A 15,020-nucleotide genomic window follows, 5' to 3' on the forward strand; every position below is an offset into this window, starting at 1 on the left:
GGATGCTAAACTCTCCGAAGCAGCGCTTTGTGCGCTGACTACGCGTGCCTATGCGGCCTCCACATCCAGTCGGTCCTCACCTTCCACCAGGAAGCGAAGGCGGATGTGTGCCAGGCACCAGGAGCGGTGATCGACCGATCACTGCTGGAACCGATTGGCGTCGTCCTGCCCGCAGGGCGCACGACGCAGAACAGGAGTACGGCTCATGGCCGTCGTTACCATTCGCCAGCTGCTCGACAGCGGTGTTCACTTCGGGCACCAGACCCGCCGTTGGAACCCGAAGATGAAGCGCTTCATCCTCACCGAGCGCTCGGGCAGCCACATCATCGACCTGCAGCAGTCGCTGGTGCACATCGACAAGACCTACGACTACGTCAAGGAGACCGTCGCCCACGGCGGCACCGTCCTCTTCGTCGGCACCAAGAAGCAGGCACAGGGCGCCATCGCCGAGCAGGCGCAGCGCGTCGGCCAGCCGTACGTCAACCAGCGCTGGCTCGGTGGCCTCCTCACCAACTTCCAGACCGTCTCCAAGCGCCTGGCGCGCATGAAGGAGCTCGAGGAAGTCGACTTCGACGACACCACCCGCGGCTACACCAAGAAGGAGCTTCTGATCCAGAAGCGCGAGCTGGTCAAGCTGCAGAAGAGCCTCGGCGGAATCCGCAACCTCACCAAGACGCCGTCGGCGATCTGGATCGTTGACACCAAGAAGGAGCACCTCGCCATCGACGAGGCGCACAAGCTCGGCATCCCCGTCATCGCGATCCTCGACACCAACTGTGACCCCGACGACGTGCAGTACCCGATCCCGGGTAACGACGACGCCATCCGCTCCGTGGGCCTGTTGACGCGCATCATCGCCGACGCGGCGGCCGAGGGCCTCATCCAGCGTCACCAGAAGCCGGAAGAGGGCGCCGAAGTCGAGCCGCTCGCCGCCTGGGAAGCCGAGCTCCTGCAGGCGTCAGAGACCGCCGCGGGCGAGACGACCCCCGCACAGTCTTCCGCTGAGACCGAGAAGGTCGCCGACCAGAAGGTCGCCGCAACCGAGGCCGACTTCACCGAAGGTGAAGTCGAGGCCGTCGTCGAGGCTTCAGAGGCAGCAGACGCAGCGGATGCTGCAGCAGAGAACACCGCGGACGCTCCGGCCGTTGCCGCAGCCGCCGACGAGACCAAGTAAGGACACCAGGTATGGCAAACGTCAAGCTCGAAGACGTCAAGGCGCTTCGTGAGCGCCTCGGCACCGGCATGGTCGACACCAAGAACGCCCTCGTTGAAGCCGACGGCGACATGGAGAAGGCCGTCGAGATCCTCCGCCTCAAGGGCGCAAAGGGCAACGCCAAGCGCGCTGACCGTTCCACGTCAGAGGGTCTGGTCGCCGCCAAGGACAACGGCAGCACCGCAACGATGATCGAGCTCGCCTGCGAGACCGACTTCGTCGCCAAGGGTGACAAGTTCGTCGCCCTGGCCGACACGGTCCTCGACGCGGTCGCCGCAGCAGGTGCCACCACGGTCGAGGAGGGACTGGCCGCCACGGCCGGCAGTGCGACCGTCGCAGACCTGATCAACGATCAGGCCGCGATCCTCGGCGAGAAGATCGAACTGCGCCGCGTCGCATCCGTCACCGGTGAAAACTTCGCCGTCTACCTGCACCGCACCAACAAGGACCTGCCCCCGCAGGTCGGCGTTGTGCTCGGATACGCGGGCACGGATGCCGAGACGGCGCGCAGCGTCGCCCAGCACATCTCGTTCGCGAACCCCGAGTACCTGGCCAGGGAGGACGTTCCCGCCGAAGCCGTCGAGGCCGAGCGCAAGATCGTCACCGAGATCTCGAAGAGCGAGGGAAAGCCTGAAGCGGCTCTCCCGAAGATCGTCGAAGGCCGCGTCAACGCGTACTTCAAGCAGGTCGCACTGCTTGAGCAGGACTACGCCAAGGACAACAAGTTGTCCGTACGCCAGGTCCTCGCCGACGCCGGCGTGACCGTCTCCGGATTCGCCCGGTTCAAGGTCGGCGCGTAACCAGAACACCGCATGAAGGCAGGGAGACCGGGGAGTGAAATTCGCCCCGGTCTCCTTTTCTGCGTGCCGGCACCGACCAACCCGGTAGTTTTGTTTGACACGTCACAACGGAAGGTTTCACACCATATGAGCGACATCGGGCATACGATCACCGCCAAGAAACGCCGGGTACTCCTCAAATTGTCGGGTGAGGCCTTCGGCGCCGGCTCCCTCGGCGTGAACCCCGACGTGGTGAGCGCCCTCGCCCGTGAGATCGCCGAAGCGGCGAAAACGGTCGAGATCGCGATCGTCGTCGGCGGCGGCAACTTCTTCCGCGGAGCGGAACTGTCCCAGCGCGGAATGGACCGCGGTCGCGCCGACTACATGGGCATGCTCGGCACGGTGATGAACGCGCTCGCCCTGCAGGACTTCCTCGAACAGGCCGGCGCCGAGACCCGGGTGCAGTCGGCCATCGCGATGACCCAGGTCGCCGAGCCGTACATTCCCCGGCGAGCCGAACGCCACCTCGAGAAGGGCCGCGTCGTCATCTTTGGCGCCGGCGCCGGCCTGCCGTACTTCTCCACCGACACCGTCGCGGCCCAGCGGGCGCTGGAAATCGGAGCGGATGTCGTCCTGGTCGCGAAGAACGGCGTCGACGGCGTCTACTCCGACGACCCGCGCACCAATCCCGACGCACGCAAGATCGACCACATCACCTACCAGGAGGCGTTGCAGCGCGGACTGAAAGTCGTCGACTCGACGTCCTTCAGCCTGTGCATGGACAATGGCATGCCCATGCAGGTGTTCGGGATGGCGCCGGACGGCAACGTCACCGCCGCCATCCTCGGCGCCGAAATCGGAACACTCGTCTCCAACTAGAATTAGTGCAGCCACAACAGAAGGAGTCACCGTGATCGCGGATGTCTTGACCGACACCACCACCCGTATGGCCCGCGCGCTCGAAGCGGCGAAGGAAGATTTTTCCAACGTGCGCACCGGCCGGGCGAACCCGCAGCTGTTCCAGAAGATCCTGGTCAGCTACTACGGCACCCCGACTCCGCTCGGCCAGCTCGCGTCCCTGCACAACCAGGAGGCCCGCATGCTGTTGATCACGCCCTACGACAAGGGCGCGCTGCGCGACATCGAGCAAGCAATCCGCGACACCCCGAACCTCGGGGCGAACGTCGGAAACGACGGCACCGTCATCCGGGCCTCGCTCCCGGAACTCACCGCCGACCGTCGCAAGGAATTCGTCAAGATCGTGCGCGGAAAGGCTGAGGACGCCAAGGTGTCGGTCCGCAACATCCGGCGCAAGGCCAAGGACGAACTCGACGCGTTGAAGGCTGAGGTCGGCGACGACGAAGTGGCCCGTGCCGAGAAGGAACTCGAGCAGATCACCAAAACCCACGTGGACAGCATCGACGAGGCGTTGCGGCGCAAGGAATCCGAACTCCTCGAGATCTAGGGGAGCGAGATCTAGGGGAGCGCCTTCGTCATGACGCATGAACCTCAGGGTGAGCAGCCGCGAAAACCTGGCCGTGGCGTCAGCCGGGCCGAATTCCGTGCCCAGGTCAAAGCCACCAGGGCCGATTTCGAACGGTCAGTGCAGCACACCAGGGCCGATTTCGAACGGTCTGTGCAGGCGACCCGGGCGCAGATCGACGCCACCAACGAACGTATCGAGGCACGCACCGGCCGCAACCTGATCGGCGCGATCCTGATCGGGCTGGCCCTCGGGCTGGCCATGCTGTTCAGCCTGATCTTCATCAAAGAACTGTTCATGATCTTCGCGGTCGTGCTCGTGGGGTTCACGGCGTTCGAACTGGCCGAGGCACTGCGCCGAGCGGGACGTAACGTGCCACGCATACCGGCGGTCGTCTCTGCCGTCGCCATCGTGCCGGCGGCGTTCTACTGGGACGCCCCAGGGCAGTTGCTGACGACTTTCGCCGGGATCGCATTCATCGCGCTGTGGCGGCTGGTGGAACTGGCGTGGCCGAGCAGGCGGGTGACCGGCAGCGCGTTGCTGCAGGACATCGGCGCGGCGTTCCTGATCGAGGTGTACGTCGTTTTCCTGGCGAGCTTCTCGGTGCTTCTGGTCGCCCAGGTCGGCGGGCAGTGGTGGACCCTCGCCTTCCTCCTCCTGGTCATCTCCGCCGACATCGGGGCGTACGCCAGCGGTCTCACCTTCGGCAAGCACCCGATGGCGCCCACGATCAGTCCCAAGAAGACCTGGGAGGGCCTCGCCGGAGCCGCGCTCGTCTGCGTCATCGTCGGGGTGCTGCTGGCGATCTTCATGCTGGGCCAGCCGTGGTGGTTCGGGCTGGTCTTCGGCGGCGTGATACTGCTCACCGCCACGTTCGGCGACCTGGCGGAATCGCTGATCAAGCGCGACCTCGGCATCAAGGACATGAGTTCCTGGCTGCCAGGGCACGGCGGCTTCCTTGATCGCCTCGACTCCATCCTCCCCTCCGCGGCGGCTGCGTACGCGATGTTCCTGATCTTCGCGTGAGCCCGCCCGGTTTCGACAACGCGCCACCCGGCGGGAGAGAATGAACGCTGTGAGCACAACGTTTCCCCGAACCAGCAGCAAGACGCTCGGCTACAAGGTCGGGCAGGTCGACGATTTCCTCGCATCGACGCGTGAGGCGTACGACCGGGGCGACGCCGAGAAACAGCTCACCGCCGAGGAGATCCGGCACACCGCGTTCGCCATGCAGAAGGGCGGGTACTCCCCCCAGCACGTGGACGCGGCCCTGGAGCGCCTCGAAGACGCGTTCGCGGCCCGGGAGCGGGAACGCGCCGCAGCCACTATGGGGGAGAAGGCCTGGCTGGCCGAGGCCCACGCGACCTCCCGCGTGATCGTTGAGCGATTGGGCCGGCCGACCGGACACCGTTTCGACCGCACCAGCGTTCTCAGCGTCGGCTACAGCCGAGCGGATGTCGACCGGTTCGCCAACAAGCTGGTCAAGTATTTCACGGACGGTTTCCCGATCACGGTGGACGATGTCCGCACCGCGGTGTTCCGCCCGCAGCGCGGGGGGTACCGCGAAGCGCAGGTCGACGTCGTGATGGACAGCGTGGTTGACGTCATGCTCGCAGTTCGCTGATCGGCGGCAGTCGGCTGGCCGTTATCTGGCCGTTATCTTCGAATTGGGCTACCATCGAACAATCGTGGGTAAACATCTGAGCGTCAGCACATCGCAGTCCGTTGACATTACGGCGATGATCAGGCCCCTGGCCCAGCCGTGGGAGGCCCGCCCGCAGAGGGCCAGGATGCACCGGCCGCGTTCCCGCAGCCACACGTCGCTGGCCCTGTTCGCGTTCACCGCCGCTGTAGCCTTCGTCCTGGTCACGGTGATCGACCCGTACTCCGGCGCGACGGCGTCCCCGTACTACCAGCCATCCGGAGCCCGCTTCAACGGCGAAGCGGCCCAGTCGGTCACCATCGCCGGCACGTACACGAACGCCGTCTCCCGGGACAATTTTACCGTCACAGACCCGCCACCGCCCCCGCCGCCCGTCGCAGCGGCGAAGAAGAGTTTCTCCGCTCCGTCGGCCGCCGTCCCTGATCCCGGTTCCGCGCAGGCGTACGCTTACGACGCCGTGCATTCGCGCGGCTGGGGCGAAGACCAGTACGGCTGCCTGGTGTCGCTGTGGAGCCGTGAGTCCGGCTGGCGGGTGAACGCCATGAATACCTCGAGTGGGGCGTACGGTATTCCGCAGGCCCTGCCGGGTTCGAAGATGGCGTCGGCCGGATCCGACTGGGAGACCAACGCGGGCACCCAGATCGAGTGGGGACTTGGCTACATCTCCGGCCGGTACGGCACCCCGTGCGGCGCATGGGCCCACTCCGAGGACGCCGGTTGGTACTAGCCAGCCGGAAAGCGGGTCAGCCGCGCCCGTAGACTGGACACATGCCCCGCAGCAACCGACCCCACGGCCGCAAGCCAGGCTCGGATGACGCGGATGACGACCTCACCCGCCTGCTGACAGGCTGGCGCCGAACCGAGGTGCGCCGGGACGGGCTCTGGAACGTGCAGCCGGTGTCCGCCGCGCAAGCCGCGAAGACCTACCTCTGCCCGGGGTGCAACCTGGACGTGTCTCCGGGCGTCGCCCACCTGGTCACCTGGCGCGCCGACGGCGTGCTGGGCGACGCCGCCGACCTGGCCGGCCGACGGCACTGGCATTCCCACTGCTGGAAACTCAAGTAATCCGACGCCCATGACCGAGAAGGACGCACAGGTGAGCGCAGGCATGACTGAACCGATCGAGATCCGTGGCGGCGTGGACCTGCCCGCAGTTCGCGAGCACATTGAATTGCACACCCGGGACGGCCTCACCCTCGTCGGCGAGCTGGCCACCCCCGAGGACCGGCCGCCCGTGGCCACGCTGGTGACGCTGCATCCGCTGCCCACCGGCGGCGGTTTCATGGACTCGCACATCCTGCGGAAGGCCGCCGGCCGGTTGCCGGCGCTGGCCGACCTGGCTGTGCTGCGCTTCAACACCCGCGGCACCACCTCACCGCGCGGAACCAGCGACGGTGCCTTCGGCCACGGGGAGAGCGAACGCGACGATGTGGCCGCGGCGATGGCCTTCGTCGCCGAGCGGGCGCTGCCGAACCCGTGGCTGGTCGGCTGGTCGTTCGGCACCGAACTCGCGATCAAATACGGCCGCGAGCATCCCATTGTCGGGGCCATCCTGCTGTCGCCGCCGTTGCACCGGGCAACGGATGCCGAACTGGCCGCCTGGGCGGGCGACCAGCGCCAGCTGGTGGCCATCATCCCCGAGCATGACGACTATCTCCGGCCGGAGGAGGCTCGGCAGCGCTTTGCCACCGTGCCCCACACCAGGTTCATCGCGGTTGACGGCGGCAAGCACCTCTGGGTGGGGGAGAACCAGACCCGGCGGATCCTGAACGAGATCGTCGACGTGGTCAACCCCGCGGCGGGGCCGCTGCCCACGCAGTGGACCCCGCCCCAGGACCGGGTGGGCTAAAGCTCGTTCTGCCTGGGAATCACAACCTGCTTGATGATCATCAGGATCGAGGCGGCGACCGGGATCGCGATCAGGGCGCCGAGCAGGCCGAGGAGGGAACCGCCGGCGAGAGCCGCGATCACCACGACCGCGCCAGGAACGGCGACGGCACGGTTCATGATGTTCGGGCTCAGCACATATGCCTCAACCTGCATGTAAATGAGGTAGTAGATCGCGGCGGTGATCGCCGTCGGCACCGAGCTGCCGATACCGGGGATCAGGCAGGTCAGCACGATGATCACCGAGCCGCTGATCGTACCCACGAGAGGAATCAGCGAGAGCAGGAAGGCGATGAACGCCAGCAACGCGGGGAACGGTGCGCCGATGATCGACAGGAAGATGAAGCTCAGCACGCCATTGCACGCGGCGAGGCCGGCCTGGCCCACGACGTAGCGGCCGACGGCCCTCATGATCTGCTCGCTGATGTCGGTGAAGCGTTCCCGTTTCGAGGCCGGCACCAGCTGGTACATTCCGCGTTTGATGCTGTTCAGCGACGCCGTGAAGTACAGCGTCAGGATCAGGATGATCAGCCCGCCGAACAGGCCGCCGACCACGGCCAGGCCCGACTGGATCACCGTTCCGGTGATGTTGGTCACGTTCTTGCCCACGAAATCCGTGACGGATTCGGTGATCTTCGGGATGTCCAGGCCGGGGAACTGCTTTTGCAGGTCGTTCACGAAGGTGGCCGAATTGACCGAGTCGACCAGCTCCGGTACTCGTTCGGAGAGTTTCGCGACCTGGTCGACGATGATCGGCACAATCGCGAAGACCACGCCGGTCAGGACTCCGAGGACCGCGATCAACACGGTCAGGATGGCCGACCAGCGGGGGAACCGGTGCCGCTCCAGCCAAGACACCGCAGGGTCGAGGCCGAGCGAGAGGAACAAGGCGGCGCCGACATACGTGATGATCGTTTGGAGCGTGACCACAGAGCTGATGACCAGCAGGCCGAGTCCCACGCCCAGCGTGCCGATCAACCCGAAGCGGAATGCATTCTGGATCTTCACTGAAACTCCCCGTTGCTTCGGTTGCGATGTTCGTTCTGCGCTCGGTGCCGCCCCTAGCTGTTGGTGCCGGTGACTTTCTCTGCCTGGCTGAGGACGCTGCGCAGGCTTTCGAAATACCCGGCCACGGCGCCCTGCTCAATCCTAATCTGGCTCAGCCGCTCTTCCGCGTCAGCCACGAGGATCCGGGTTCGCGCTTCAGCGTCCTCGATCATGGCTTTCGCTGCGGCAGCGGCGCCCTGCACGATACGGTCAGCGTCGTCCTCTGCCGCCTTCTTGGCGGCCTTCGCCGCCGCGCGGGCGCCCGAGTCGAGTTCCTCGTTGAGGGCTCGCAATTCCTGGGTGCGCTGCGTGGTCTCCGTCAGCTGCCGGGTGGCGTCGGCGAGGTACTTCTGGGTCTGCGCGACAGCCTCCTGGTGCCGGGCCAGGTGGTCCTGCTCTGCTTCGTTTCGCCTGGCCTTCAGCTCGACCTCGAGGTCCGCCCTGATCTGGTCGATCTCCCGGTTCGCCCGGGCCGAGTCATAGAGGCCCTTCTTGCGAGCCGAGGTGAGCTCGTTGTCGAGGTCGATCCGAAGCTGTTCGGTTTCGGCGTCGAAGTCGGCCCTGGCCTGTTCATTGTCCCTCGCCAGGTCCGCACGCGCCTGCTCCAGCTCCGTCGCCAGCGCCAGCCGGGCGCGCTCGATCTCCCGGCCGAGCGCGGCCCGCTTCTGTTCGATCTCGCGGGCCAGGTCGGTGCGCGCCTGTTCGCGTTCGATTTCCAGGTTGCCGCGGGTCTCAACGATCTCGCGGGCCAAGTCGGTGCGTCCCTGCTCGGTCTCGATCGTCAACGCCTGGCGGGCGACATCGACTTCGTGGGCGAGTTCGAGGCGCGCCTGCTCACCCTCCCGGCTGAGGTCGACGCGGGCCTGTTCGGTTTCGGCGATGAGATCGATCCGGGCCTGCTCGGTCTCGGCCGCGAGGTCAGCCCGCTGCTGGTCGAGTTCATGGGCGACCTCTGCGCGAGTGAGCTCAGTCTCCCTGGCCAACCCGGCGGCGGCCTCCCTGGCCTCTGTCGCTTCACGCTCGGCCACGACGCGAACCTCGGCCGCTTCGCGTTCGGCCTCGGAGCGGATGGCTGCCGCTTCCCGTTTCACCGTCGCGCGCACCTCGGCGGCCTCGGTGGCGACTGCGCCCCGGATCGCGGCGGCTTCCTGCACCGCGTCCTGCACCAGGATCTCGTGCTGTTCCTGCCCGCGCGCCACCTGTTCGTCAACTTCGATCCGAGCGTCTTCCCGGATCCGCGCTGCCTTCACCGCCGCGTCGGAGAGGATTCGCTCGGCCTGGTCGGTGGCTTCCCGGCGGAGTTTGTCCACTTCGCCGGCCACGGACGCGCGCAGCTTCTCGGCGTCGATGTCCGCTTGCGCTATCACCCGGGTGGACTGCTCCTCGGCCACACGAAGCGTGTTCTCGAGCTTGGTGCCGAGCCCGGAGAACGTGGGGCTCCCGACTTCTTCGATCTCTGCGTTGAGGTCATCGATCCGTGCGGCCAGGCGCTTGATCTCCCTGGCAGCCTCGGTGCCCTGGGCATTCGCTGTGATCAGGTCGCGTCGCAGGCCCTGGACGGCCTTGTCGACCTCGTCCTTGTCGTAGCCGCGGAACGCCTGGGTGAATTCAGCCTCGTCAGTTGGCACTGTTTCTCCTCGTCGTGGAACCGCACGGATCTGCGGGTGAGCCGATGCAATTTTAGTCTGACCGGCCACTGCTTTAGGCCGACTGCCCGTCAGCGACCTATTAGGAAGCTTTCAGGGCTGTCCGGTATCGTGGCACGTTGCGTGTTTCGGGCTCCGATGCCCGTATCTGACGCAGGAAGGGTGATACGTGCGTTTCGTTCTTGCCATCGTGGCTTTCGTCTTCGCGGCGGTGATGATCGTGCTTGGAATCGCCCAGCGCACGGTTCTGCTTGAACCGTCCTCGACCAGCATGTCCACCACGGTGGAGGGTGACGCGCCGTACACGGTGATCGACTCCAGCGCCCTGTCCGCGCACCCGGGCAGTCAGACCCTGACCGTGAGCGGTTCGGACACCGTCTTCATGGCCTACGGGCGTACCGCGGACATCCGTGCCTGGCTGGGCGGCGACGACTATGTCGCGGTGACCCACAAGGACGGAGCCGACTCTCTGCGCCACGGGGTCGCGACGGCCCAGACCCAGACGCCGGCCCCCATCGCGTCGCCCGCACCGACCGGTGCTCCTGCCGCGGAGGCCCCCGCCGCCGCCGCCCCCGGCAACCCGGCCGGATCGGACCTGTGGCTCGACGAATTCACCGCAGAGAAGTCCCTCACCACCACGATCAACGTGCCGGAGGGCATTTCCGTGATCCTGGCCTCCGACGGTACCAAGCCGGCACCGGGAAGCATCAGCATCTCCTGGCCGATCGACAACTCCACCCCATGGGCCGGCCCGCTGATCGCCGCCGGGGCGGCGCTGCTCCTCATCGGTTTGGTGCTCTACCTCTGGGCACTCCTTCACCTCCGCCGCTCCCGCGGCCCGAGGCGCAACCTGCCGAGCGGGCCGCGGATGCCCCGGCTGCCCCGCCCGCCGCGTCCCAAGTCGATCAAGGCCAGCCAGATCACCGGGCGAAAGTCGATCACCCGCTCCCTGGTCGCCGTGGTGCCGGTGATGCTTGTCTCCGGCCTGGTCCTGAGCGGATGCTCCGCCGACTTCTGGCCGAAGACCGGCTCCGCGTCCACCCCGTCCGCTGTCGCGACGCCCCAGGCGACGGCGCCGCCGAATACCGCGGAGAGCGTCGCGCCGCCCGCTGTGACGGTGCCGCAGCTGGAGCGGATCGTGCGCCGGATCGCCGTTCTCACCAAGGACGCCGACGCCACCCTCAACGCTGACGCGATCGCCACCCGGTTCACCGGGCCGGCGCTCGAACAGCGGGTCGCCAACTACAAGATCCGCGCCGCGATTCCCGACTACGCCGCGGCCCCCGCACTGCCGGCGTCCCCGCTGCGACTGACGCTCCCGCAGCAGGCATCCGGCTGGCCCCGGGTGGTCTTCAGCGTGATCCAGAACCCCGACGACCCCACCGTGGCGCCCACGGCGATTTTGCTTCGGCAGGAGTCGGCGCGGAGCAACTACCTGATCGAGTACGCCGTGCAACTCGAGGCCGCGGCCAAGGTCCCCGGCGTCGCGCCGGCGACCATCGGCGCCCCGATCATCCCCCCCGACTCCAACTTCCTGCTGATGGCGCCGGACAAGGTCGCTGCCGCCTACGCCGACGTGCTGATGCAGGGGGAGGCGAGCCCCTCGTACTCGATGTTCCAGGTTGACGGCGACACCTTCCGCACCCAGGTCGGTGTCGACAAGAAGAACGAGAAGAAGGCCGCGCTGCCCACCACGGCGTCCATCGAATTCGCCACCAGCGCGGGCAGCGGCAAGACCACGGCACTTGCCACCAACGACTCCGGTGCGATCGTCGCCGTCAGCCTCACCGAGACCGAGACGGTCAAGCCGGTCGACGCCGGCGCCACGGTGAGCCCCGAAGGCGCCAGCAAGGCCCTCTCCGGGGTCAGCGCAACGGCCAAGGGGATCCAAAGCAGTTACGGCGACCAGCTCCTGTTCCATGTGCCGGCCGCCGGGTCGAAAGACAAAATCGTCCTCCTCGGGTTCGCCCAGGGCCTCACCTCATCTGCGGAGCTTCCATGACCAACGTGCCACCGTCCGCTGCGAGCCTGCGCGGCGCCGTCGACCTCTCCTCCCTCGTGAACCGGCCGGTGGGTGCGGCGCCCGGTGCGGCGGGCGCGCCCGGTGGCGCGTCACCGGACGCGACTCCGGTGCAGGTGCCGAGCCTGGTCCTGGACGGCACCGACGCCAACTTCGGCGAAATCCTCGAGCTGTCCATCCGCGTCCCCGTGATCGTCGACCTCTGGGCCGACTGGAGTGAGCCCGGTATCCAGCTCACCGCGACCCTGGAGAAGCTGGTCGGAGAGTTCGCGGGGCGGTTTATTCTGGCCAGGGTCGCCGTCGACGCCAACCCGCAGCTCGTCCAGGCCTTCCAGGCCCAGACGGTCCCGACCGTCGCCGCCGTGATCGGCGGGCAGCCGGTGCAGCTGTTCAGCGGGGTCGTCGGCGAGCCAGAGGCCCGCGAGGTGTTCCAGCGGGTGCTGGAACTCGCCGCCCAGCACGGGGTGACGGGTACCGCCATCGCACCGGACGCGGACCCGGCCACCGCCGGCACCGACTCAACCGACGCGACGCCTGCCGAGCCCGTCCTGCCCCCGCACCACCGCGAGGCGTACGACGCGATCGAGCGGGGCGACTACGAGAGCGCCATCCGCGAGTACAAGGCCGCGCTGGCGAGCGAACCGCGGGACGCGATGGCCGTCGCCGGCCTCGCCCAGGTGAGCCTGCTCGCCCGCCTCCAGGGCCTGTCGCTGGACGAAATCCGCAATGGGGCCGCCGCCGCCCCTGACGACCTCCAGGCGCAGCTGCTGGTCGCGGACCTCGACCTCTCCGGCGGGCATGTCGAGGACGCCTTCGACCGGCTGCTCAGCTTGTTCCCGAAGCAGGACGCCGCCGGCAAGAACCTCATTCGGGAGCGGCTGCTCGAACTGTTCGAGGTCGTCGGCACCGACGACCCGCGAGTACCGAAGACGCGCGCCCGCCTGGCGGCACTGCTTTACTGATCACTTCGACAAGCTCAGTCACCGCTGGTCGAGCTCAGTCACCGGTGGTCGAGCTTGTCGAGACCCGCTGCAACCGCAACCAGAGTCCTGCCAGCGGCGGCAGGGTGAGTTGGGCGGATGCCGGCTGGCCGCCCCACGGTTCGGCCGAGGCATCGACCTGGCCCAGGTTTCCGACGCCTGACCCGCCGAAGTCGCCGGCATCGGTGTTGAGGATCTCCTCCCAGGCGCCGGCGAAGGGCAGCCCGACCCGGTAGTCCGTGTGCGGCATCCCGGCGAAGTTGAAGAAGCAGGCGATCGCGTTCCCGTCGGCGTCGTAGCGCAGGAACGACACCACGTTGTCACTCGACGCGCCGCCGTCGATCATCCGGAAACCGGCCGGGTCGTTGTCGAGCGACCACAGCGCCGGGTTGGCCTGGTAGAGCCGGTTGAGCTGGCCGACCAGGGTGAACAGGCCGCGGTGGGCGGGCTGGTCGAGCGTCCACCAGTCCAGTCCCCGCTCCTCGCTCCACTCCGAGCGCTGCCCGAACTCCTGCCCCATGAACAGGAGCTGCTTGCCGGGGTGCGCCCACATGAACGACAGGTACGCGCGCAGGTTCGCCAGTTGCTTCCACGAATCGCCCGGCATTTTCGACACCAGCGATCCCTTGCCGTGCACGACCTCGTCGTGGCTGATCGGCAGCAGGAAGTTCTCGCTGAACGCATAGACGAACGAGAACGTGATGTCGTTGTGGTGGTGCGAACGGTACATCGGGTCGACCTGCATGTACTGGAGGGAGTCGTGCATCCAGCCCATGTTCCATTTCAGGCCGAAACCCAGGCCGCCGCCGGACGTCTGCGCGGTGACCCCGCCCCAGCTGGTCGACTCCTCCGCGATCATGACTGTTCCCGGGTTGCGCTTGTACGAGGTCGCCGTCACCTCCTGCAGCAGGCTGATGGCCTCCAGGTTCTCCCGCCCGCCGTACTGGTTCGGCAGCCATTGCCCGTCCTCGCGGGAGTAGTCGAGGTACAGCATCGACGCGACGGCGTCGACTCTGAGCCCGTCGATGTGGAACTCCTCGAGCCAGTACAGCGCGTTGGCGACCAGGAAGTTGCGCACCTGCGGCTGGCCGAAGTCGAAGACGTAGGTGCCCCAGTCCATCTGCTCCCCACGGCGCGGGTCGGGGTGCTCGTAGAGTGCCTGGCCGTCGAACCGGGCCAGCGCCCAGTCGTCCTTGGGGAAGTGGCCGGGCACCCAGTCCATGATCACGCCGATGCCCGCCTGGTGCAGCCGGTCGATCAGGTAGCGCAGGTCGTCGGGGTGGCCGAACCGGCTGGTCGGCGCGAAGTAACCGGTGACCTGGTAGCCCCAGGAACCACCGAACGGGTGCTCGGCGAGCGGCATGAACTCCACGTGCGTGTACGCCAGCTCCTGCAGGTAGCCGATCAGCTGGTCGGCGACGTCGCGGTAGCCGAGACCGGGGCGCCAGGAGCCGAGGTGCATCTCGTAGATGCTCATCGGGGCGTTGTGCGGGTCGGTGGCGGCGCGGCGCTGCATCCACGCGGCATCCGCCCACTCGTAGGAGGTCTCGCCGATCACCGACGCGGTCAGCGGAGGAACCTCGGTGTAACGGGCCATCGGGTCGGCTTTCCGCACCCAGTCCCCCGACTGCGAGAGCAGCTCGAACTTGTAGTTTGAGCCGGGCGCAAGGCCCGGTACGAACAACTCCCAGACGCCGGTTGAGCCCATGTTGCGCATGGCGTGGCCGTTGCCGTGCCAGCCGTTGAAGTCTCCGATCACCCGCACCGCCCTGGCGTGCGGCGCCCACACGGCGAACGATGTGCCAGCCGTGGTCGCGTCCGCCCCGGCGTGTTCGCGGTGGTGGGCGCCGAGCACGTCCCAGAGCCGCTCGTGCCGGCCCTCGCCGATGAGGTGCAGGTCGAGTTCGCCGAGCGTGGGGGAGTACCGGTACGGGTCGTCCGAGACCCAGGGCGGTCCGCCTTCGTAGCGGGCCTCGATCTGGTAGTCCTGCATCCCGAGCGTGCTGTGGCCCTCCCAGATGCCGTCGGAGAGGTGCGACAGCTCGACGTGGGCGCCGGTCGGCAGGATCGCGAACACTTCGCTGGCCAGCGGCCGGAGGCTCCGGATCACGGTGACAGGGTCTGTGACGCCCGCAGCGTCGACGAGATGCTGCCCGAGCACCGCGTGCGGGTTGTAGTAACTGCCGGCGGCAACGGCCGCGAGCACCTCGGCCGGGACCTTCGGAAATTCGGCCATCCGGTCGGGCAGCGCGTGCCGCGGCGTCTTCACCGGGTCGGCTACGCCGGCGGAATCTGCCGCGCC

The 15,020-nt window shown here is 67.3% G+C and carries 14 protein-coding genes; 11 read left to right on the forward strand and 3 right to left on the reverse strand.

Annotated elements, in window-relative coordinates; translation table 11 throughout:
* Positions 1 to 205: 205 nt before the first annotated feature.
* The 9 genes from rpsB (at position 206) to AB4Y94_RS13955 (ending at position 6,987) form a co-directional block, all read left to right on the forward strand.
* Positions 206 to 1,174 (forward strand): 30S ribosomal protein S2, encoded by a 969-nt coding sequence (rpsB, locus tag AB4Y94_RS13915; protein WP_441728445.1) that lies wholly within the window; start codon positions 206 to 208, stop codon positions 1,172 to 1,174.
* A gap of 11 nt (positions 1,175 to 1,185) precedes the next feature.
* Positions 1,186 to 2,013: a translation elongation factor Ts gene (gene tsf / locus AB4Y94_RS13920; RefSeq protein WP_441728446.1), complete on the forward strand. Its 828-nt coding sequence runs from the start codon at positions 1,186 to 1,188 to the stop codon at positions 2,011 to 2,013.
* 126 nt (positions 2,014 to 2,139) lie between these two features.
* Positions 2,140 to 2,871, forward strand: a complete 732-nt coding sequence (pyrH, locus tag AB4Y94_RS13925) for a UMP kinase (protein ID WP_441728447.1) — start codon at positions 2,140 to 2,142, stop codon at positions 2,869 to 2,871.
* A 31-nt stretch (positions 2,872 to 2,902) separates the two neighbouring features.
* Positions 2,903 to 3,457, forward strand: coding sequence for a ribosome recycling factor (gene frr, locus AB4Y94_RS13930; protein WP_441728449.1), 555 nt, complete (start codon positions 2,903 to 2,905; stop codon positions 3,455 to 3,457).
* Positions 3,458 to 3,487: 30 nt separating this feature from the next.
* Complete coding sequence (locus AB4Y94_RS13935; protein WP_441728450.1) at positions 3,488 to 4,501, forward strand: phosphatidate cytidylyltransferase; 1,014 nt, start codon at positions 3,488 to 3,490, stop codon at positions 4,499 to 4,501.
* Positions 4,502 to 4,541: 40 nt separating this feature from the next.
* Positions 4,542 to 5,099 (forward strand): DivIVA domain-containing protein, encoded by a 558-nt coding sequence (locus tag AB4Y94_RS13940; RefSeq protein ID WP_441728452.1) that lies wholly within the window; start codon positions 4,542 to 4,544, stop codon positions 5,097 to 5,099.
* A gap of 115 nt (positions 5,100 to 5,214) precedes the next feature.
* The gene (locus tag AB4Y94_RS13945; protein WP_441728453.1) at positions 5,215 to 5,865 is read left to right on the forward strand and encodes a lytic transglycosylase domain-containing protein; all 651 of its coding nucleotides are present in this window, start codon (positions 5,215 to 5,217) and stop codon (positions 5,863 to 5,865) included.
* Positions 5,866 to 5,906: 41 nt separating this feature from the next.
* Positions 5,907 to 6,203: a hypothetical protein gene (locus AB4Y94_RS13950; RefSeq protein ID WP_441728454.1), complete on the forward strand. Its 297-nt coding sequence runs from the start codon at positions 5,907 to 5,909 to the stop codon at positions 6,201 to 6,203.
* Between the two features lie 43 nt (positions 6,204 to 6,246).
* Positions 6,247 to 6,987, forward strand: coding sequence for an alpha/beta hydrolase (locus tag AB4Y94_RS13955; RefSeq protein ID WP_441728455.1), 741 nt, complete (start codon positions 6,247 to 6,249; stop codon positions 6,985 to 6,987).
* Here the strand turns inward: AB4Y94_RS13955 and AB4Y94_RS13960 are convergent.
* Both AB4Y94_RS13960 and AB4Y94_RS13965 read right to left on the reverse strand, forming a co-directional pair.
* Positions 6,984 to 8,033, reverse strand: a complete 1,050-nt coding sequence (locus AB4Y94_RS13960; RefSeq protein WP_441728456.1) for an AI-2E family transporter — start codon at positions 8,031 to 8,033, stop codon at positions 6,984 to 6,986. The genes AB4Y94_RS13955 and AB4Y94_RS13960 overlap by 4 nt on opposite strands.
* Before the next feature lie 53 nt (positions 8,034 to 8,086).
* Positions 8,087 to 9,700 carry a DivIVA domain-containing protein gene (locus AB4Y94_RS13965; protein WP_441728457.1) on the reverse strand — a complete coding sequence of 538 codons (1,614 nt, stop codon included), beginning with the start codon at positions 9,698 to 9,700 and terminating at the stop codon, positions 8,087 to 8,089.
* A gap of 187 nt (positions 9,701 to 9,887) precedes the next feature.
* Between AB4Y94_RS13965 and AB4Y94_RS13970 the strand changes: the two genes are divergently transcribed.
* A complete protein-coding gene (locus tag AB4Y94_RS13970) occupies positions 9,888 to 11,720 on the forward strand; it encodes a hypothetical protein (protein WP_441728458.1) in 1,833 nt (610 codons plus the stop codon).
* Complete coding sequence (locus tag AB4Y94_RS13975; protein ID WP_441728459.1) at positions 11,717 to 12,700, forward strand: tetratricopeptide repeat protein; 984 nt, start codon at positions 11,717 to 11,719, stop codon at positions 12,698 to 12,700. The genes AB4Y94_RS13970 and AB4Y94_RS13975 overlap by 4 nt, the downstream gene beginning before the upstream one ends.
* Positions 12,701 to 12,734: 34 nt before the next feature.
* Here AB4Y94_RS13975 and glgB read toward each other — a convergent pair whose 3' ends face one another.
* Positions 12,735 to 14,954, reverse strand: coding sequence for a 1,4-alpha-glucan branching protein GlgB (gene glgB / locus AB4Y94_RS13980; RefSeq protein ID WP_441728530.1), 2,220 nt, complete (start codon positions 14,952 to 14,954; stop codon positions 12,735 to 12,737).
* Between the last annotated feature and the right edge of the window lie 66 nt (positions 14,955 to 15,020).

This window comes from Glaciibacter sp. 2TAF33, from assembly GCF_052114945.1.
Taxonomy (GTDB): domain Bacteria; phylum Actinomycetota; class Actinomycetes; order Actinomycetales; family Microbacteriaceae; genus Cryobacterium.

Excerpts from the sequence above, each read along its gene's own strand:
- rpsB (WP_441728445.1), top strand. The coding sequence starts at position 206 with ATGGCCGTCGTTACCATTCGCCAGCTGCTCGACAGCGGTGTTCACTTC.
- tsf (WP_441728446.1), top strand. The coding sequence starts at position 1,186 with ATGGCAAACGTCAAGCTCGAAGACGTCAAGGCGCTTCGTGAGCGCCTC.
- pyrH (WP_441728447.1), top strand. The coding sequence starts at position 2,140 with ATGAGCGACATCGGGCATACGATCACCGCCAAGAAACGCCGGGTACTC.
- AB4Y94_RS13935 (WP_441728450.1), top strand. The coding sequence starts at position 3,488 with ATGACGCATGAACCTCAGGGTGAGCAGCCGCGAAAACCTGGCCGTGGC.
- AB4Y94_RS13940 (WP_441728452.1), top strand. The coding sequence starts at position 4,542 with ATGAACGCTGTGAGCACAACGTTTCCCCGAACCAGCAGCAAGACGCTC.
- AB4Y94_RS13945 (WP_441728453.1), top strand. The coding sequence starts at position 5,215 with ATGATCAGGCCCCTGGCCCAGCCGTGGGAGGCCCGCCCGCAGAGGGCC.
- AB4Y94_RS13950 (WP_441728454.1), top strand. The coding sequence starts at position 5,907 with ATGCCCCGCAGCAACCGACCCCACGGCCGCAAGCCAGGCTCGGATGAC.
- AB4Y94_RS13955 (WP_441728455.1), top strand. The coding sequence starts at position 6,247 with ATGACTGAACCGATCGAGATCCGTGGCGGCGTGGACCTGCCCGCAGTT.
- AB4Y94_RS13975 (WP_441728459.1), top strand. The coding sequence starts at position 11,717 with ATGACCAACGTGCCACCGTCCGCTGCGAGCCTGCGCGGCGCCGTCGAC.
- glgB (WP_441728530.1), bottom strand. The coding sequence starts at position 14,954 with ATGGCCGAATTTCCGAAGGTCCCGGCCGAGGTGCTCGCGGCCGTTGCC.